This window comes from Reyranella sp., from assembly GCF_965279625.1.
Lineage (GTDB): Bacteria > Pseudomonadota > Alphaproteobacteria > Reyranellales > Reyranellaceae > Reyranella.
Map to the genome: position 1 here is coordinate 331080 of NZ_OZ257251.1, position 19386 is coordinate 350465.

Sequence of the window (19386 nt, forward strand, 5' to 3'; positions counted from 1 at the left end):
GCGATGCTAGGGGCTCGTTCGTTCGCGCGGCAAGGGGCTTCGTGGTAGAGGAGAAGGATGGACACCATCGCCCAGCCGACCGCCCCTGCGAAGGACCTCGAGTTCAATCCGCTCGACCCGGCCTTCATCGCCGATCCCTATCCGTTCTATCGCCGGCTGCGCGAGGCCGCCCCGGTGCTGAAGACGCCGCAGGGCTTCTGGCTGATCACGCGCTACGAGGACGTGGCGCTGTCGCTCCGCGACAGGCGCTTCGGCAAGGACTTCGAAGGCAATATGCGGCGCCGCTACGGCGCCGACCGCATGGACGAGCCGGCGGTGGCGAGTCTCGCGAAGACAATGCTGGTGCAGGACCCGCCCGATCACACGCGCCTGCGCGGCCTGGTCACCAAGGCGTTCACGGCGCGCCGCGTCGCCGACATGCGGCCGCGCATCGAGGCGTTGGTCACAGAACAGCTCGACCGGGTCGCCGACAAGGGCGAGATGGATGTGATGCGCGACCTGGCTCATCGCCTGCCGGTCATCGTGATCTGCGACATGCTGGGCATTCCCGAAGAGCATCGCGTCCCGTTCCTGGCGGGGAGCAACGTCAACGGCCGCATCCTCGAACCGGTTCCGATGACACGGGAGGAGCTCGACCAGGCCAACCGCAACACCCAGATGGCCGGCGTCTATTTCAACCAACTGTGCGAACTGCGCCGCCGCGAGCCGCGCGACGATCTCACCACCGAGCTGGTGAGGGCAGAGGAGGCGGGCGACAAGCTTTCGGCCGAGGAGCTGCAGGCAAACATCGGCCTGCTGTTCGGCGCCGGGCACGAGACGACGACCAACCTGATCGGCAATGGCCTGCTGGCGCTGCATCGCAATCCCGATCAGTGGGAGCGGCTCAAGGCCGACCCGTCGCTGATCCCCAACGCGGTCGAGGAACTGCTGCGCTACGACTCGTCGGTTCAGATCACCGGCCGTGTCACCCATGCCGAAGTCGAACTGGGCGGCGTGACGATCGGCGCGGAGCAGAGCATCGTCGCCCTGCTGGGCGCGGCTAACCGCGATCCGGCGCAGTATGCCGATCCTGACCGGCTTGATGTCGGCCGCGAGCATATCCGGCCGATGTCGTTCGGGGGCGGCATCCATCATTGCCTGGGCGCGCAACTCGCGCGGCTCGAAGCCGAATTGGTGTTCGCGGCGCTGATCGAGCGCATGCCGAACCTGACGCTCCCCGAAAAGGACACGCCCGCCTGGCGCCGCAGCTTCACCCTGCGCGGCCTCAGCACGCTCCCGGCGGTCTGGCACTAACTCGCGGCATCACAGGATTTGGCACTGGCTATGGCGACACGCTGGCGAGGCGAGGGCGACCAACATCAGGGCGCCCGCCCGTATCAAGAAGACAGTTGGCGTCTGGTGACGTTGGGCGACGGCTCCCTGCTCGCGGTGGTGGCCGACGGGATGGGCGGACATGCCGGCGGGGCGGTCGCGAGCCAGCTCGCGGTCGACGCCTTTATCCATGCGGTGGAGCAGGGCGGCGATCTGGACGACGGGCTGCACGACGCCAACCAGGCAGTCGGCCGGGGCGCTCTCGCCCGAGGCGAACTCACCGGCATGGGCGCCACCTTGGTCGCGGCTCATCTGCGCGGCGACGAGGTGCGCTGGATCAGTGTCGGCGATTCGCCCTTCTACCTGGTCGAGGCCGGCCGGATCGAACGCCTGAACGCCGATCATTCGATGGCGCCGCAGATCGACGCGCTGGTCGCCCGCGGCATGCTATCGGCCGAGGACGCCGAGCATCATCCCGGCCGGCATACCTTGCGCGAGGCGGTGATGGGCGAGCCGCTCACCCTGGTCGACCGGGGCCGCCGCCGGCTGGGGCCGGACGCGCGCCTGCTGGTGTGCAGCGACGGCGTCCACAGCCTGAAGAACGAACAGATCCTGGCGCAGGCGGCGCTGCCGGCGGACCGCATCGTCGCGGCGGTGCTGGCGACGGCCGCGGAGCATCAGGACAACATCACCGTCGTCAAGCTGGAGCGCGTGCGATGAGCCGGGGCCCTGTCGTCATCGAAGTCACGCGCGGACCGGTCGTCGAAAGCCGTCACGAGGGCATCGCCGCGGTCGTCAAGGCCGACGGCACCGTGGTCGAGTCCTGGGGCGACATCGAGGCGACGATCCTGCCGCGCTCGGCCAACAAGCCGATCCAGGCGATGGCCTTCGTCGAGAGTGGCGCGGTCGAACGCTTCGGCCTGGGCGATGAGCATGTGGCGCTGTCCTGCGCCTCGCACAGCGGCGAGACACGGCATGTAGAGACGGTGCGCGCCTGGCTGACGAAGGTTGGCCTTAGCGAGGCCGATCTCGAATGCGGCACCCATGCGCCGCGCCTGCAGTCGAGCATCGAGGCACTGGTTCGGGCTAACACCCTGCCAACGGCGGCGTTCAACAACTGCTCGGGCAAGCATAGCGGCTTCCTGACGACGGCCGTGCACTATGGCGAGCCGACCAAGGGCTACATCCAGTACGACCATCCGGTGCAGCGCCGGCTGCGCGAGACGATGAGCGCGCTATGCGGCCTCGACGCCAATGCCTTTCCGCACGGCACCGATGGCTGCGGAATTCCCACGCTCGCCACGCCGCTGAAAAGCCTGGCACAGGCGATGGCCTCGATGGCCGATCCGTCGGGCCTGTCGAGCAAGCGTGCCGATGCCGCGGTCCGCATCCGCAAGGCGATCAACGCCGAGCCGTTCATGGTGGCGGGCACGGGCCGCTTCTGCACCCGCATCAACGAGGCCGCGCCCGGCGTGATCCAGGTGAAGACCGGCGCCGAGGGCGTGTTCTGCGGCATGCTGCCGACGCTGGGCCTCGGTGTGGCGCTCAAGGTGTGGGACGGCGCGGGGCGGGCGGCAGAGGTCGCGATGGCGGCGCTGCTGGATCATCTCGGCGTGCTGCCGGCGGGGCAGCGCGAAGAGGTGCTGCATCCACAGATCAAGAATGTCGTCGGCCTGCTGGTCGGCGAGATGAGGCCGGCCAAGAGCTGGCTGGGCTGAGCCCGGCGCCAGAGCCCACAATGAGCCCATCATGAGTATCACGCTCGACATCCTGGAAGTCGGCGCCCGTGGCGACGGCGTCGCCGATCTCGAAGGCAAGCGCTACTTCGTACCCTACTGCCTGCCGGCCGAGACGGTCGAGGCCGAACCGCTCGACAAGCGCGGCGACGGCATCGCCTGCGACCTGCTCGAAGTGCTGGGACCGTCGCGTCACCGCGAGACGCCGCCATGCCCGCATTTCGGCACCTGCGGAGGCTGCGCGCTCCAGCACTGGCGGCGCGATATCTACACCGGCTGGAAGAGCGAGCTTATCGCCAAGGCGCTGACGCAACGCGGCGTGAAGGCCCCGCGCTTCGAGGCGCCCGTCACCTGCGAGCCGGGCGAGCGCCGGCGCGCCGACATCGTGCTGCGGCGCGAGGGCAAGCGGGTACTGGCCGGCTACCACGAACGGGCGAGCCAGAGCGTCGTCGACATCGACACCTGCGTCGTAGCGAGGCCGAAGATCAACGCGGTCCTTGCGTCCCTGCGCACAGCGATGGCCGCCATCCTGCGCGACGGCACCTCGGCCGATGCCGTGGTCAACGAGACCGACACGGGCCTCGACGTGCTGATCCGCCCGCACCGGCGCTTCGACCTGACCCTGCCGATTCGCGAGGCGCTGATCGCGCTGGCCGAAAGCGCCGACATGGCCCGCGTGAGCTGGGGCGATCGCGCGACGGCCGAGCCGGTGCTGGTGCGCCGCACGCCGCAACTCGTCCTGGGCGACGTCACGATCGAGCCGCCGCCGGGTGCGTTCCTGCAGGCGACCAAGCGCGCAGAGCTGGTGATGCGGGCCGGCGTCAACGCCTGGGCGGGGGAGGCCGCGCATCTCGCCGACCTGTTCGCCGGCATCGGCGCGCTGTCGCTCGGCAAGCCGGGCCGTCTCAGCCTGTTCGAGTACGACCGCCCGTCGGTCGCCGCCGTCGACGCTACGGCGCGCAAGCTGGGCGGCAACCGCGTGACCGTGCAACTGCGCGATCTGTTCCGCCGGCCGCTCAGCACCAAGGAACTCGAGGCCTTCGACGCCGTCGTGCTCGACCCGCCGCGCGCGGGTGCGACCGCGCAATGCGCCGAACTTGCCGCCTCGAAGGTCAAGCGCATCGTCTACGGCTCCTGCGACCCTGGCAGCTTCGCGCGCGACGTCCGCACCCTGCAGGACGGCGGCTACCGGCTGGAAAAACTCATGCCCATCGACCAGTTCCTCTGGTCCGCTCATGTCGAGTTGATTGCCCTGCTGACGCGCTAGGGCCCACCGGGCGAGATTGAACCAGGCGGGCTTCACACCAAGGACCTCAGGCGTGGTCGGCCGACGTTGCCCGCGTCTGTCTGATCGGCGGGGACGAGCCGTGACGCGGGGCGCTTCGGTCGAGACGACGGTTTGACCTGAGCCGCCATGTCTAGCTCGCACCAGACCGGCACGTGATCCGACGGGTCGGTCTTGCCGCGCTCGGCCTTTGCAATCGTCCCCGCATCCGGGCGGCCTCGTCCAGATCCCGGCTCTTTGCCGCCGCGCATTGGACCCAAGCGTTGGCCTGCTCGGTGACGCACTTCATGTCAGCCGCAGAAATCTGCGGGGGACGCGGCCGACACCAGCGGGTGGACCGGGGCCTGGGAGGTCGGTTTCGACTCGGGATTACAGGCTGCCACGCAAGCGTTCGATACCACCCACGGGAGAACGCCCAGGTGCATTTCCCTATCCCATTGCAGAAGTTAAACGCCCGGCGAGGGGTCAACGACAAGTATCCGGCTGGCGATCGGACCGCCCGGCGTGGAGCGGCAAGGAGGAGCGCCAGCCTCTCGAAACGCTGCCCCGGCACAAAGAGACTCTTCACTCGCATCGTACGATAAGTTACCCTTTATCGTGCAGTTTCGCTGCGAATAGAGTCCAGTAACCGCTTCCGATCCGCGAGTCTCCACCATGGCTACACAGGTCAACAATTCAACGTTTCTGCAGGCCACCAGCTACGGCCTGGTATCGGACAGCACTGCGGCGTCCAGCACCCTCGATCAGATCAAGGAGGCATTCAGGGCCGACCACTCCTATGACGATCAGAACGCGTCGCTGATCGTCGCCGTGGTGCTCAACCGCGCCGAGGACGCCTCTTCCGTCCTCAACGGAAGCTGGGGAGACCGGCAGACCGCCATCCAGGAAGCCGATCTCTGGACCAAGTACGGTGCCGACGCGACGACCTATACGACGGTCGAGAACGAGCTGGTCAGTCGCGGCGCGGTGGTTCTGGACACGGATGGCTACGTTTCCACGCCGGAATCGCGAACGATCTGGATCAAGGTCGACAGCCAAGCCTTCGAGAACATCTTCGGTACTGATCTCCACGTCCTGAAGGACGCGAACGACAAGAAGATCGCGACCGTCTGGGCCGGTTCGCTCACGCTCCCCGACAGCATCGCCACGGAGGTTGGCGGTTTCTGGGTGGACCAGAACGTGGCCGCCGTCCCGGTACAGGTCGGCGGCACCGGGGTGGTCCTCAATGAGGGGCAGCAGGGCACGGCCAATTACGACTACGGCCAGGACAAATATGGCGTCACCGGAACGCCGACCGCCGTCGCCGACTATTACAACTATCCGCTGAACGCCCAGAATCTGCTGACGACCGTCGAGACCCCGAACATCGGTCTCGTGGAGCCGCAGCTCGACGATGCGACCTACGAGTTGCTGCTGAAGGAGCTGAACGGCTACCGGACGGACATCCTGAACGTCGCCCCGCTGACCGAGGACGAACTGGTCCGAACCCAGTACGCGGACGGCAAAGGCTACACGAAGTCGGAGATGACCCTGGACGTCTCGATCGTCTCGGGCGCCGCGCCCACCAGCGACATGATTTTTTACAGCAAGCTGAAGGACGACGCGACCACCTTCGCGGCAACCCAGCAGGCGATCTGGGACGAGGTCAACAAACCGGTGGTGTTGACCTCTTCCTTCTCGGACGAGGTCCGTTACATCGGCGACAGCCCTTTCTCCTGGGCTTACGAGCAGCTCATGCAGGACGCGGCGCTGCGCAACGTCACCATCGCCATGTCGGCCGGCGACGGCGGCTCGGGGCAGGAATACGCCAACGGCGTCACCAATGGGCGCGACACCCATCTCAACCAGTGGTCGCTCGTGGTCAGCGCGACCTCGCTGTCGCCGATTAACACCGCGGTGCTCGATTCCAGCATATCGACGCTGGTGACCAATGCGCTGAACCTCGATCCCGGCACGTTGTTCGGGCTGGCGCAATCCGGCCTGAAGGTCCTGCCGACGCAACTGCCGTCGCTCGCCCTGATGGAGCCGCTCGGCAGCGTGGCGGCCCTGACCGAGGCGATCTGGAACCAGTATGTCATCACCAACGGCCAGATGGGGGCGCAGGATTATTCGAGCAACTATTCCGGCTCCGGCGGCGTCGACACCACCCAGTCCATTCCGCAGTACCAGATCGATTTCGGGCTGACGCCGGTCAACGTTTCCAACGGCAAGACCGGCCGCGGCATCCCGGACGTGGCGGCGCTAGGCGGCGGCAGCATGTTCTACTACGTGCTGTACTATCTCCAGGGCGACCCGCTCTACAGCGCCAATGCCGGCACCAGCTCAGCCACGCCGATGTGGGCGTCGCTCACGGCCCAGATGGACGCGATCTTCAAAGACATGGGCCTGCCCAATCTTGGCTACTACAACGACATGCTCTACCAGGCAGCCGCCATCTTGCCCGGTGCCTTCAACGACGTCACGCTGGGCAACAACATTTCCAGCTACTACATCGCCGACAAGGACACCCCGTACGCCATCTACGATCAGACGCTCGACAAGTACATCGTGCCGACCGGCCTCGGCTATCAGTCGGGCGAGGGATACGACCTCACCACCGGCCTCGGCACGCCCGACGGTCTGCTGCTCACCCGCGCCCTGGCGACCATTGCCAATCAAGAGCTATACGGCGTTGACGACCCTGTGCTGTCGTCCCACGGCACCATCTCGGGAACCGTGAACACCGACCAGACTCTCCTGGTCCAGTCCACGCTCGCCAACGGCGCCTCCGTGTCGGTGAATGGCGTGGGCGCCCAGTTCCAGTTCGGCGGTTCTTCCAGCATCGCCTGGGACGCACGTCTCGCCGAGAAGGTGATGCAGCCCGATTTCTCGCCGGACCTGGTCCGGCTGCTCGATGGCGCATCGCAGGCGACGCCGGGGTCGATGCAGGTCGCCGCCGGCCAGGAGATGGGCATGTCCATCAACAATTCGCAGGCTGGGCTGTATCAGGCGAACGACACGAACGATTACGGATTCCTCACCTGGGGCTCGTCCAGCGGCGGCGTGACCGTGGCGCGGCCCGTCGTCGTCGCCGAGACGCCGCTCGGCCAGGATGACGTCAACGCCGTCGTGCGGGTGCGCCAGAACGGCGTCTACGACCAACATCTCACGCTCTATCGCGTCGACGACCTGTCGGGGCACATCGGCAACCTCGCGCCGGGCGATGCGGGCTACGCCGCCGCCGCCGCCGGGCGCGCCTATTCGACTGTCGGCGGCGGGACCGTCATCAACGGTCCGGGGTATGGGCAGTACGGGCAGACCGAGATTACGAACGTGGACCACGGCGACATCATCGCCTTTTCGCTGACGTCCAACGGCCAGACCTACTGGGGCTTCTCCGGAGGCAACGAGGTGGTCAACGGCCAGCAGGTGACGCACCTCTGGAGCTATGGCGCCGGCACGTTCGGCTTCGAGGACACGTATGGCGGCGGCGACCGCGACTTCAACGATCTGTTGGTCCAGCTCGACCTGATTAGCCCCGCCGGCAGCGGCTTGCTCGTCTGACGGCGATCGAGGGATCTTCCTCGGGAGAGGCCGGCGTCGCCGAAGACGCCCGGCCTGGGGGCGGGCGAGGCTGAAGGCGGTCGCGGCATGCCGACCGACTGTGCTCTCACCCAACTAGCGTCGGTTCTGGTCCGCCCCGCCAACCTCCTTCACGAAGGCGAGCAGGAGAGTGCCGAGCCGCGCTGGCTGCTCCTGCTGGACCCAGTGACCAGCGCCGTCGATCAAATCGATGCCACTCATCTTCGTCGTCGCCCTGCTCTTCATGAGTTCGATGGCGCCCGGCGACACATAGTTGGCCCAATCGCTCTTTCCGCCGACATAGAGCGAGGGGACATCGATCGTCCGGCCCGAGAACAGGCGCAACTCGGCGTTCAGCGCCGGGTCGGTGAGGACGCGATACGCCTGCAACGCGCCCTGGAAACCCGTGCGGCCATACTCCGCCGCGTACACATCGAGGTCGCGATCGGTTAGCCATTTGCAGGCCAGGGCGTCGGCCGCGGACGGTTGGAACGGCGCCACGGTCTGCGACATCGTCCTGCCGAGGTCCATGATGTAGTAGGTGGGCAATTGCGCGAATTCCATGGGGGTTGGCGCCTTCAACGGATGCGGCTTGTTGCCCGGCCAATCGGCGCTCTTGACGTGGAAGAAGGCCCGAAGAAAAGCGTGCAGACCCTGTGGGGGGTGCCACAGGTCGTCGTTCGCCTCGCGTGTGCTCAAATACTGCTGATAAAGCATTCGCGGCGGATCGAGCGCCGCCAGCGCTGCAGCCAGCCTTTGAGGTCCGGTGTTTGGCGGGACCGGCGCGGGCTGGCCGTCGGCAACGTCGAACGGAAATGCCGGCGTGCCGGGGAACGGTGCGCTCATCAGCACCACCGAGGGAAAAACGTCGGGTCGGGCGATCGCGCAATAGGCTGCGACCGGGGAGCCAAAATCGTGGCCGACGAGCATCGCCGTACGCCGATAGCCCAATGCCGAAACCAAGCCGAGTGCGTCTCTCGTCATGTTCAAGAGGCCGTAGGGCGCCAGTTGAGCGTCATACCTGCCGTCCCAACCGGTGGTACGACCGAACCCGCGCTGGTCGGGCGCGACGACGTGGTAGCCGGCCTCGGCCAGAATCGGGATCAGGTGCCGCCAGCCGTAAGCCAGGTCGGGAAACCCGTGCAGGAGCAGCGCCAGGGGGCGACCTGGGCTCTCGTGACCGGCCTCGAGAACGTGGACATCGAGGCCGTTGATCCCGTGGATCATGCGTGAGCGTACCCCGCTGGGCAGCGTTCCCTCGCCGTATGTCGATGTGGTCGATACGGTTCTTCCTGTGGGAGTTGCACGCGCGGGTTGAAAAGGCGCGCCGACGAGAGTGGCGGCGCCCATCGCCAGGACGGCTCGTCGGGACGTCGATGGCTTGAGACGGGAGGGGGTGGTCATGCTTCCTAGCCTGGGGCTGGGTCGTGCGGGACGACCGGAGATATGGTGATCACCATAGTATGTCGATCGCCATATATACGTCAAGCACTCCGTGTTAGGGTCACGTCATGCCCCGTAAGACTGACGCGCGCGCGAGCGCGATTGCCACGGCCGAACGACTGTTTCGGATCCAAGGCTACACAGCGACCGGATTGATCCAGATCCTCAAGGAAAGCGGCGCGCCCAAAGGATCGTTCTACTTCCACTTTCCGCGGGGCAAGGCACAGCTGGCGGAGGAGGCGATCGATCGATACGTGGCGAACAGGATGGCTGTGCTCCGCGACATCTCTTCAGCTACGGCGGGCGATGCCGTGAAATTCGTTCGTCATATCTTCAGCACGTTCGCGGCCGAGATGGTCGCCTCTGATTTCCAGTATGGATGTCTGATGCAAAACCTGGCGAACGAGCTTCCGGCGCTGGAAGCTGAGCTGACCAAACGGGTCGCGCGCGGATTCGTCGATTCGACCGAGATCGCTGCGGAGCATTTCAGGGGGTGCGGTTTCGCTCCTGCGCGCGCATCCGCCAGCGCCGCCGCACTGGTCGCCGCGGTCGAAGGCGCGCGAACGATTGCGCGCCTGGAACGGACGCCAGCGATATTCGAGGCGCTGGCGGAAGTCAGTGTCCGGGGATGGGCTGCGTCCGAGGGGTGATCCAGGTCCGAATTCCCGATCCGGCGGACGGCGGGTACCGACTGGAGAAACTCATGCCTATCGACCAACTCCCTTGGCCGGTTCATGTTCAGCTCATTGCTCTACTGACGAAATGAATCGAGGAGACGACCGATGATGTTCGACCTTTCCGGAAAGGTGGCCGTGGTGACCGGCGGCAGCCGTGGCATCGGCCGCTCAATCTGCGAACAGATGGCGGCCCACGGCGCCAAGGTCGTGGTGTCGAGCCGCAAGCTGCCGGCCTGCGAGGAAGTGGTGAAGGCAATCAAGGACAAGGGCGGCGAGGCCACGGCGGTCGCCGCCAGCATCTCCGACAAGGCCCAGCTCGAGAACCTCGTCGCCGAGGCGCGCAAGGCCTATGGCCGCATTGACATCATGGTCTGCAACGCCGCCTCCAACCCGTATTTCGGCCCGCTCAGCGGCCTGAAGGACGAGGTGTTCCAGAAGATCATGCAGAACAACGTGATGTCGAACCTGTGGCTGATGAACATGGTCGGCCCGGAGATGGCGGAGCGCCGGGACGGTGCCTTCATCATCGTCTCGTCGATCGGCGCGCTGGTCGGCTCGGCTCATATCGCGGCCTACAACATGAGCAAGGCGGCCGATCTCTCGCTGGTCAAGTCGCTCGCCATGGAGTGGGGCAAGCACAATATCCGGGTCAACGCGATCGCGCCCGGCCTGATCCAGACCGACTTCGCCAAGGCGCTTTGGGACAATCCGCAGATCCGCGCCGCGCAGGAGGGCAAGGCGGCGCTGAAGCGCATCGGCCAGCCCGACGACATCGGCGGCGTGGCGGTGTTCCTCGCGTCCAAGGCCGGCAACTTCATCTGCGGCCAGTGCATCATCGCCGACGGCGGCGTCATTGGTGCCGGCGCGGAGTAGCTACATTCTGTTGTCGTCTTGAGCAGAGCGAAGGACCTGACGGAGCGACCAGCGGACTCCCTGGCGGGCGTGAGGTCCTTCGCGGCGCTCAGGACGACATGATCTTCCTAAGCTGCCACGTCCAGTTCGCACCACACCGGGACGTGGTCCGACGGTTCGGTCTTGCCGCGTTCGGCCTTGTCGATCCCGACCGCGGTGAGGCGGTCGGCGGCCTGCGGCGAGAGCAGCAGGTGGTCGATGCGCAGCCCGTTGCCCTTGGGCCAGGCGCCGGCCTGGTAATCCCAGAACGTGTACTGCTCCCCGTCGGGATGGAACGCCCGCACCGCGTCGGTCAGGCCGAGATTGAGCAGCTTGCGGAACGCCGCCCGCGACTCGGGTTGGCAGAGCGCGTCGCCGGAGAAGGCCTTGGGATCGAAGACGTCCATCTCGGTCGGGCAGACATTGTAGTCGCCGCACAGCACGAACATCTCCTCGCGGGCCAGCAACTCGCGCGCGTGGCCGAGCAGCCGCTCCATCCAGGCGAGCTTGTAGGTGAACTTCTCGGTGCCGAGCGGATTGCCGTTGGGCAGATAGAGGCCGCCCACCGTCAGCGGCCCGCGCGGCGTGTAGACCTTTCCCTCGACATAGCGCGCCGGCTCGTCCTCGGCGGCGCCGGGCAGGGCGCGCGCCGTCACGTCGAACGCGTGGTGGGACAGGAAGGCGACGCCGTTGAACCCCTTCTGGCCCACGATCGCCGCCTTGTAGCCCGCCGCCTCGACCTCGGCCGTCGGGAACTGCGGCTCCTGCGCCTTGATCTCCTGCAGCACGACGATGTCGGGCTTGGCCTCCTGCAGCCACGAGACCAGATTGCCGGTGCGCTTGCGGACGGAGTTCACGTTCCAGGTCGCGATCTTCATTTGGGCAAATTATCTCTACGTATGGTTCTGAGGTCGATGCTACCACACTCGCAGGAGCGCCGACCCTTGGTCGATACAGTCTCTAGGTCTTAAGGAGGTATGCCGATGAGCGGGCGTTATCAGACCTACACTTTTAACAGTCCGACGATCGAAGATCCCTACTTTCTGCTTGTTCAAACAGGCGATGGAAAAATCAGATTTGGAGGAATTGAGCGAGGACCAGACGGTGTGCCGCGCGAAATTTTCGCTATCCAGCTTCCGGGGCGGACACCGATGTATGGTGAGTGGACACAGAAGTTTGCTTCAAACGGCAATGACTTCGATGTCGAGATCGTCAGTTTTGGCTTTCCGCCGCTCTATAGTGTGGCTGGTCCTGCGGGATTGGAGACATTCTGCGTTGTGGAGAGGGAAGCCGTACAGAAACTCATCGCTGCATTGTTCTCTGATGCCGCGGCGACAGGTCAACTCTTTGAATTTGCCCCTGAGCGAAAAGGCCTCTTCCTTAATCGCATCCATTTTCGGCCCGATTGGATTCGTTACTCATAAGCTGAGCACGCCTCAGTCCTGCGGCTCGATCTTCGCCTCCTGCACGACCTTCCGCCATTTCTCGCTGTCGGCGCGCACGAAGGCTGCGAAGTCGGCGGGGCTATTTTCAGTGAAGGTCTCCAGCCCCTGTTCGAGCAGTTTAGCCTGCGCCGCGGGAATGACGGCCTGCAGCGCGCCGTTGAGGCGGTCGACGACCGGGGCCGGCGTCTGGGCCGGGCCGAACAGGCCGACCCAGCCGCCGGCATCCATGCCGCGCAGTTCGGGCAGGCCCGATTCGGCCAGCGTCGGCATGTCGGGCAGGGTGGGCGAGCGCCTGAGGGTCGAGACGGCGATGCCCTTGGCCTGTCCCGCCTTGATGCGGGCCAGTGCGCCGGGGGCGCCGTCGAACAGGAACTGGATGCGCCCGGCCGCGAGGTCGAGCTGCGCCGGGCCGCTGCCGCGGTAGGGGACATGCACCATGTCGAGGCCGAGGCGCAGGCGCAGCATCTCCATGATCAGGTGGTTGAGGTTACCCTGGCCGAACGAGCCGTAGCTGGTCTTGCCGGGATTGGCCTTCACGTAGGCGACGAACTCGGCGGTGGTGCTGACCGGCACGTCCGACGCGGCCAGCAGAACGAGGGCGCCGCGCGCAATGCCGGCGATCGGGGTGAAGTCGCGCTCGACGACGTAAGGCACGTTCTTCGTGACCCACGGGCCGCTGGCGATCGGCGAATTCGAGGTGAGCAGCAGCGTGTAGCCGTTGGGCGCCGAGCGGGCGACGGCGGCGCTGCCCATGATGCCCGAAGCGCCAGCGCGGTTGTCGATGACGAAACGCTGCCCGATCTCGCTCGACAGCGCCTCGAGCAGGAGGCGGCCGCTGATGTCGGCAGCATTGGCCGGCGGATAGGGCACCACGAGAGTGACAGGACGGGCCGGCCAGGCCTCCTGCGCGGTCACGGGGAAGGCAAGAAGGCTGGCCGCCGAGAAGGCGAAGCTGCGTCGTCCGATGTTCATTGAAGCTCCCTGTCGGCCGGGACGCTATCAGCCACGCCGTCAGGGAAGAAGAAGCCGCAGCCGCAACGCGGACGGGATCGACTGCTTCCCCATTCAAAGGGGGAAGTGACCCGTCTTACGGGGCGATGGGGTCGGAGTGGGCGTTCATTCTTCGGCGCTCCCGGACATTGCTACGCAATGTCCTGACGCTCAGCGGCCGAGCTTCGCTCGGCCCGGCTCAAACGCTGAACGAGTTGCCGCAGCCGCAGGAAGACGTCGCGTTCGGGTTCTTCACCTGGAACGCCGAGCCGACCATTTCCTCGACATAGTCGAGCTGGCTCCCCTTGAGGAACTCGAGCGAGGTGGCGTCGACCAGGACGGCGGCGCCGTCATGCTCGATGACGAGGTCGTCGTCGTTGCGCGCTTCCTCGAACGAGAAATTGTACTGGAAGCCCGAGCAGCCGCCACCCAGGACCGCCACCCGCATCATGACGGGCTTGGGCTCCTTGGAGGCCAGGAAGGCGATCCGCTTGGCCGCGTTGGACGTCACGGAGAAGGTGGTGTCGGTCATACCTACAAGATGTGGTGGGAGAGGCGATTCGTCAATCCCGACAAAAACCCTCGGAGATTAGGGCTTTTTGCGCAGTCGCGCCCGGACCCGCTCGCGGTGGAGGATGTAGAGGCCGGAGCCCGTGACCAGCGGCAGGCCGTACCAGACGGTCCAGGACGGCTCTTCCTTGAACCACAGGTAGCCGTAGGCCATGGCGAGCACGATGGCGGTATAGTCGAACGGCGCCAGGATGGCGGCTGGGGCGAGCCGCCAGGCCCGGGTGATGAGCACCTGCGCGCAGCCGCCCAGCAGACCGAGGGTGAGCAGCCAGACCCAGTCGAGCAGCGGCGGCCACTTCCATTCCGGGATGGCGCAGGCGACCGACACGACGGTGCCCACGATCGCGAACCAGAACAGGGTCACGACGTCGGGATCGTGGCGGCTGAGCAGGCGGACCAGCACGGTCGAGAGCGAGTAGCAGAAGGTCGCCGCCAGGATGACCAGCGAGACCAGGTGAAACTCGATCGCAAAGGGATCGAGCATGATCAGCACGCCGGCAAAGCCCACGCCCACGGCGGTCCAGCGCCGCCAGCCGACCTCCTCGCGCAGGATCGGCACGGACAGCGCCACCATGAACAAAGGCGCCGAGAAGGAGATGGCGTAGGCATCCACGAGCGGCATGCGCGGGAAGGCGTAGAAGAAGCCGAACATGCTGCAGAAGCCGATGCCGACCCGGAGCGCCTGCAGTCCCGGCCGGGTGCTACGCACCACCCGGAGGCCGCCGGCATGCCAGATCAGCACCGCGACGGGCACCAAGGCGACGGCGCTGCGAAAGACCATGAGCTGGAAGGAGCCGTAGGTGCCGCCCAGACCCTTGACCATCGCGTCCATCGTGCAGAACAGCACGAGAGCGCTCATCTTGAAGTAGATGCCGTGCAGGGCGGTCTGGCTGGGGGCGTTCGTCAAGGTCGCGCTATTTGGCTTGGGCGCCATCCTCTGTAAAGTGACGTTCGTGGGGGATCAGAGGATCGAAAGCGCGTGAGCTGGCTGTTGCGCCGCATCAATTCGCCTCATGCCCCCGTGCTCATCGCGTTGCTCGTGCTCGTCGGTGCCCTGGCGCTGCGCATTGCCGATCCGGCGGCGCTGACGCGCATCCGCGATTTCGCCTTCGACGGCTATCAGCGTATCGAGCCGCGCGAATACAATCCCGACACCCCGGTGCGCATCGTCGACATCGACGAGGCGGCGTTGCAGGCCTACGGCCAGTGGCCGTGGCCACGCACGATCGTGGCGCGCCTGGTCGACAAGCTGACCGAGAAGGGCGCGGTGGTGGTGGCGTTCGACGCCGTGTTCGCCGAACCGGACCGCTCGTCGATCAGCCGCATGATCCAGGACCTGGTCGTGGTCGCCGATCCCGAGACAGTGGAGAAGCTCGCGGCCGCGGTCGAGGACAACGACAAGGTGCTGGCTGATGCCATGGCGCGGTCGAGGGTCGTCACCGGCTTCGGCTTCGACGTGAAGGGCCTGGGCTCGCCACCGCGTACCTTCCACGGCGTGGCCTTCGCCGGTGACCAGCCCAGCCAGTTCCTGCCGCAGCAGGGCGGCACGGTGAAATCCATCGAGATCCTCGAAGCCGCGGCCAAGGGCAATGGCAGCGTCAACACCGACGTCGACAGCATCGTGATCCGCCGCGTGCCGATGCTGTTCCGCGTCGCCGGCTACGACGGCCTGTTCCCGGCGCTGTCGATCGAGGCGCTGCGGGTGGCGCAGGAGGCCTCGTCCTATCTGATCAAGTCATCGGGCGCGAGCGGCGAGCTGTCGTTCGGCGAGAAGACCGGCATCGTGGCGATCAAGACCGGTGCTCTCGAAGTGCCGACCGACGGTCGCGGCCGCGTCATGCTCTACGATACGGGCCACAAGCCGGAACGCTTCATCTCGGCGCGCGCCGTGCTGCGCGACGAGGTGCCCGCGAAGACGCTGGAAGGTCAGGTGATCTTCGTCGGCACCAGCGCCATCGGCCTCAAGGACCTGCGCAACACGCCCGTTCAGGACGGCGTGCCGGGCGTCGAGGTCCATGCCCAGCTCGCCGAGCAGATGCTCGAGCAGCAGTTCCTCGCCCGGCCTGACTATGCCGACGGCGCGGAGTTCCTCTACCTCGCGGCCATGGGCCTGCTGATGGTGGTGCTGCTGCCGCGGCTGTCGGCGGGCAGGATGGCGTTCGTCGCCGCGATCCTCGTCGGGGCCGGCCTTGTCGTGCCGTGGATCGCCTATTCGCGGTTCCACCTGATGTTCGATCCGATCTATCCGCCGCTCACCCTGGCGGCGATCTATGTCGGCGGCACGGCGCTCGCCTTCATGCGGACGGAGCGGGAGCGTGCGGAGATCCGCGGCGCCTTCGGCATGTACCTCTCGCCCGACCTGGTGGAGCAGCTCGCGCGCAATCCGGGCCTGCTGCAGCTCGGCGGCGAGCAGCGCGAGGTCACGGTGATGTTCACCGACGTGCGCGGCTTCACCACCATCTCCGAACAGTTCGATCCGCAGGGGCTGACGCGTTTCATGAACCGCTTCCTGACGCCGATGACCGACCTGATCCTGGGTCGCAAGGGCACCATCGACAAATACATGGGCGACGCCATCATGGCGTTCTGGAACGCACCCCTGCCGGTCGATCGCCATGCCGCGCACGCCTGCGACACGGCGCTCGCCATGCAGGCCCGCCTCGTCGTGCTGAACGAGGAATGGCGCGTCGAGGCCGAGGCCGAGGGCCGCAAGCACATCCCCGTCAACATCGGCGTCGGCCTGAACACCGGCCTCGCGTCGGTCGGCAATTTCGGTTCGACCCAGCGCTTCACCTATTCCTGCCTGGGCGATGCCGTGAACCTGGCGTCGCGCCTCGAAGGTCAATGCAAGACCTATGGCGTCGGTGTCATCATCGGACACAAGACGCGCGAGGCGATTGAAGGCTATGCGACGCTGGAGATCGACCTCGTCACGGTGAAGGGAAAGACCGAGCCCGAGCGCGTGTACGCGCTGCTGGGAGATGCCTCGCTGGCGAAGTCGCCGGCCTATGCCGCGCTGATCGAGCAGCAGGACGAGTTCCTCCGGCTCTATCGCAGTGGGGCCTTCGCCGAGGCGCTGGAGATGATCGGGACATGCCAGGCGGCGGCTGATGCGGCCGGCTGGCGGCAGCGCTATTACGAAACGATGCGCGGGCGGCTCGACGAGCTGATCGACGATTCGCCGGTGGACTGGAAGGGAGTTTATGTCGCCAAGGACAAGTGAGCAGGACCGCCGCCTCGAAGCCATCGAGGCCCTCGTATGCCGTGACGTCGGTCGCAAGACCCAGGCGCTGATCGATGCCAATCGCGGTGGCCTCGCCGATGCGGCGGCGTCGCTGGCAATTGCCACGCGCGTGGGATTGATCACCGGCTTCTTCGTGCCACGCGGCGACGTGGCGGCGCCGGAGACCGACGGGCCCGTGGGCACCGCGCTGCTGGCGGCCGCGCTGGCGGCCTGCGGCGTGCCGGCCCGCATCGCCGTCGACACGCCCAGCGTCGAGGCCGTACGCGCGGCCGTCCGGGCGACCGGCGAAAACGTGACCGTCGACGAGATCGTGCTGGGAGATGACGGCGCCATTGAAGAACTGACGAATATCTGGCGGCAGGACCATCTTTCCCACGTCGTCGCCATCGAACGCTGTGGCCGCAGCGCCGACGGGAAGCCACGCAACATGCGCGGCGTCGATGTCTCGCCCTGGACTCTGCCGCTCGATGCGCTGTTCGAGGGCGGCGACTGGGCGAAGCTCGCGGTGGGCGATGGTGGCAACGAGGTCGGCATGGGCAAGCTGCCGGCGGGCCTGATCGCCCAGCACGTGCCCAACGGCGCGGAGATCGCCTGCGTGACCTCGTGCGACCACCTCGTGGTCGCCGGTGTCTCGAACTGGGGGGCCTACGGGCTGATGGCGGCGCTTGCCGTACTGCGTCCAGATTGGCACCGGACGATCGCGAAATTCCTGACCGCGGAACGGGACTTCTTCGTCACCGATACGATCGTCAAGGAAGCCGGCGCGGTCGACGGGGTGACGGCGCAGCGCGTCGCCACGGTCGACGGATTCGGGCCCGAAATCCACGGGCCGCTGGTCGACAGGCTCGGTCGCATTGCATGGGGAGAGGGCGCGCATTAGCTTGCGCGCCATGGAAAACCCCTACGCTCCGACGCACCCCGAGATCCGCGACGCGGTTCGCCAGCTCTGCCTGAAGTTCGATGGCGCCTACTGGCGCGATCTCGACCGCGAGCGCGGCTATCCGACGGCCTTCGTGAAGGCGCTGACCGAGGCCGGCTGGCTGTCGATCCTGATCCCCGAGGAATATGGCGGCGCGGGCTTGGGCATCTCGGCGGCGAGCGCGGTCCTCGAGGAGATCCACAAGGCCGGCTGCAACGCCGCGGCCTGCCATGCCCAGATGTACATTATGGGCACGGTGCTGCGGCACGGCAGCAAGGAGCAGAAAGAACGCTACCTGCCGAAGATCGCCACCGGCGAGCTGCGCCTGCAGGCGTTCGGCGTCACCGAACCGTCGAGTGGCACCGATACGCTGAGCCTCCGCACCACGGCGGTTAAGAAGGACAACAGCACCTACGTCGTGAACGGCCAGAAGGTGTGGACCAGCCGTGCCGAACATTCCGACCTGATGCTGCTGCTCGCCCGCACCACGCCGCGCGAGCAGACCAAGAAGAAGACCGACGGTCTGTCGGTGTTCCTGGTCGACATGCGGTCGGCGCTGGGCAAAGGGCTGACCATCCGGCCGATCCGCACCATGATGAACCACAACAGCACCGAAGTGTTCTTCGACAACATGGAAGTGTCGGCCGAGAACCTGATCGGCGAGGAGGGGCAGGGCTTCCGTTACATCCTCTCCGGCATGAACGCCGAGCGCGTGCTGATCGCCTCCGAATGCATCGGCGACGGCAAGTGGTTCATCGAGCGGGCCGTGAACTACGCCAAGGAGCGCAAGCTGTTCGGCCGCCCGATCGGCCAGAACCAGGGCGTCCAGTATCCGATCGCCCGCGCCTACACCCAGATCGAGGCGGCCGACCTGATGGTGCGCAAGGCCGCCGCGATGTTCGAGGCCGGCATCAATGCCGGCGCCGAGGCCAACATGGCCAAGATGCTGGCGTCGGAAGCCTCGTGGGCGGCGGCCGAAATGTGCGTGCAGACCCATGGCGGCTTCGGCTTCGCCGAGGAATACGACGTCGAGCGCAAGTTCCGCGAGGCGCGGCTCTACACCGTGGCGCCGATCTCCACCAACATGATCCTGAACTTCGTGGCCGAGCACGTGCTCGGGCTGCCGCGGTCTTATTAGATGGGAACAGAATAGGTTAGCAGACTGTTGCAACAGGTTTTTGCAGGTACCGGCCAGAAACATCGACCCGTAGACGGTACCAGGATACCTGATCAGGGGCCTGCGACTCTCATTTCGTCGGATTCGTTTATTTCGTTTGTTTCGTTTATTCGCCAGGAACCAGCTTTTTCAACGGC

At 66.1% G+C, this 19386-nt stretch carries 16 protein-coding genes; 11 read left to right on the forward strand and 5 right to left on the reverse strand.

From position 1 onward, the window contains the following. The first annotated feature begins 57 nt into the window (after nt 1-57). From ACQY78_RS01500 to ACQY78_RS01520, 5 genes are all read left to right on the forward strand, one after another. Nucleotides 58-1293, forward strand: coding sequence for a cytochrome P450 (locus tag ACQY78_RS01500; protein WP_428682079.1), 1236 nt, complete (start codon nt 58-60; stop codon nt 1291-1293). A gap of 30 nt (nt 1294-1323) precedes the next feature. Continuing rightward, the gene (locus ACQY78_RS01505) at nt 1324-2031 is read left to right on the forward strand and encodes a PP2C family protein-serine/threonine phosphatase (RefSeq protein ID WP_428682081.1); all 708 of its coding nucleotides are present in this window, start codon (nt 1324-1326) and stop codon (nt 2029-2031) included. Continuing rightward, complete coding sequence (locus ACQY78_RS01510; protein ID WP_428682083.1) at nt 2028-3029, forward strand: asparaginase; 1002 nt, start codon at nt 2028-2030, stop codon at nt 3027-3029. Before ACQY78_RS01505 ends, ACQY78_RS01510 begins: the two co-directional genes overlap by 4 nt. A gap of 31 nt (nt 3030-3060) precedes the next feature. After that, nucleotides 3061-4314: a class I SAM-dependent RNA methyltransferase gene (locus ACQY78_RS01515; RefSeq protein ID WP_428682085.1), complete on the forward strand. Its 1254-nt coding sequence runs from the start codon at nt 3061-3063 to the stop codon at nt 4312-4314. Nucleotides 4315-4986: 672 nt separating this feature from the next. Continuing rightward, nucleotides 4987-7875: a DUF4114 domain-containing protein gene (locus tag ACQY78_RS01520; RefSeq protein ID WP_428682087.1), complete on the forward strand. Its 2889-nt coding sequence runs from the start codon at nt 4987-4989 to the stop codon at nt 7873-7875. 114 nt (nt 7876-7989) lie between these two features. Here ACQY78_RS01520 and ACQY78_RS01525 read toward each other — a convergent pair whose 3' ends face one another. Then, on the reverse strand, nt 7990-9120 hold the full coding sequence (locus ACQY78_RS01525) for an alpha/beta fold hydrolase (protein ID WP_428682089.1): 1131 nt from the start codon (nt 9118-9120) through the stop codon (nt 7990-7992). A 284-nt stretch (nt 9121-9404) separates the two neighbouring features. Here ACQY78_RS01525 and ACQY78_RS01530 point away from each other — a divergent pair, with 284 nt between their 5' ends. Together ACQY78_RS01530 and ACQY78_RS01535 are read left to right on the forward strand one after the other, a co-directional pair. Further along, a complete protein-coding gene (locus ACQY78_RS01530) occupies nt 9405-9986 on the forward strand; it encodes a TetR/AcrR family transcriptional regulator (protein WP_428682091.1) in 582 nt (193 codons plus the stop codon). Nucleotides 9987-10118: 132 nt separating this feature from the next. After that, nucleotides 10119-10886, forward strand: a complete 768-nt coding sequence (locus tag ACQY78_RS01535) for an SDR family NAD(P)-dependent oxidoreductase (RefSeq protein WP_428682093.1) — start codon at nt 10119-10121, stop codon at nt 10884-10886. 107 nt (nt 10887-10993) lie between these two features. Here ACQY78_RS01535 and ACQY78_RS01540 read toward each other — a convergent pair whose 3' ends face one another. Then, nucleotides 10994-11782: an exodeoxyribonuclease III gene (locus ACQY78_RS01540; protein ID WP_428682095.1), complete on the reverse strand. Its 789-nt coding sequence runs from the start codon at nt 11780-11782 to the stop codon at nt 10994-10996. Nucleotides 11783-11887: 105 nt separating this feature from the next. Here ACQY78_RS01540 and ACQY78_RS01545 point away from each other — a divergent pair, with 105 nt between their 5' ends. Further along, nucleotides 11888-12328 (forward strand): hypothetical protein, encoded by a 441-nt coding sequence (locus ACQY78_RS01545; protein ID WP_428682097.1) that lies wholly within the window; start codon nt 11888-11890, stop codon nt 12326-12328. Nucleotides 12329-12340: 12 nt separating this feature from the next. Here the strand turns inward: ACQY78_RS01545 and ACQY78_RS01550 are convergent, their stop codons facing one another. The 3 genes from ACQY78_RS01550 to ACQY78_RS01560 form a co-directional block, all read right to left on the reverse strand. Further along, on the reverse strand, nt 12341-13321 hold the full coding sequence (locus ACQY78_RS01550; RefSeq protein WP_428682099.1) for a Bug family tripartite tricarboxylate transporter substrate binding protein: 981 nt from the start codon (nt 13319-13321) through the stop codon (nt 12341-12343). A 217-nt stretch (nt 13322-13538) separates the two neighbouring features. After that, the gene (gene erpA / locus ACQY78_RS01555) at nt 13539-13871 is read right to left on the reverse strand and encodes an iron-sulfur cluster insertion protein ErpA (protein WP_298309269.1); all 333 of its coding nucleotides are present in this window, start codon (nt 13869-13871) and stop codon (nt 13539-13541) included. 57 nt (nt 13872-13928) lie between these two features. Beyond that, on the reverse strand, nt 13929-14816 hold the full coding sequence (locus ACQY78_RS01560) for a DMT family transporter (protein WP_428682102.1): 888 nt from the start codon (nt 14814-14816) through the stop codon (nt 13929-13931). A 72-nt stretch (nt 14817-14888) separates the two neighbouring features. Here ACQY78_RS01560 and ACQY78_RS01565 point away from each other — a divergent pair, with 72 nt between their 5' ends. From ACQY78_RS01565 to ACQY78_RS01575, 3 genes are read left to right on the forward strand one after another with little or no spacing between them, the layout of a single operon-like run. After that, nucleotides 14889-17132, forward strand: a complete 2244-nt coding sequence (locus ACQY78_RS01565) for a CHASE2 domain-containing protein (RefSeq protein WP_428682104.1) — start codon at nt 14889-14891, stop codon at nt 17130-17132. Then, nucleotides 17113-18033, forward strand: a complete 921-nt coding sequence (locus ACQY78_RS01570; RefSeq protein ID WP_428682106.1) for a glutamate cyclase domain-containing protein — start codon at nt 17113-17115, stop codon at nt 18031-18033. The genes ACQY78_RS01565 and ACQY78_RS01570 overlap by 20 nt, the downstream gene beginning before the upstream one ends. Before the next feature lie 10 nt (nt 18034-18043). After that, nucleotides 18044-19210 carry an acyl-CoA dehydrogenase family protein gene (locus tag ACQY78_RS01575; RefSeq protein ID WP_422013636.1) on the forward strand — a complete coding sequence of 389 codons (1167 nt, stop codon included), beginning with the start codon at nt 18044-18046 and terminating at the stop codon, nt 19208-19210. Nucleotides 19211-19386 lie beyond the last annotated feature (176 nt).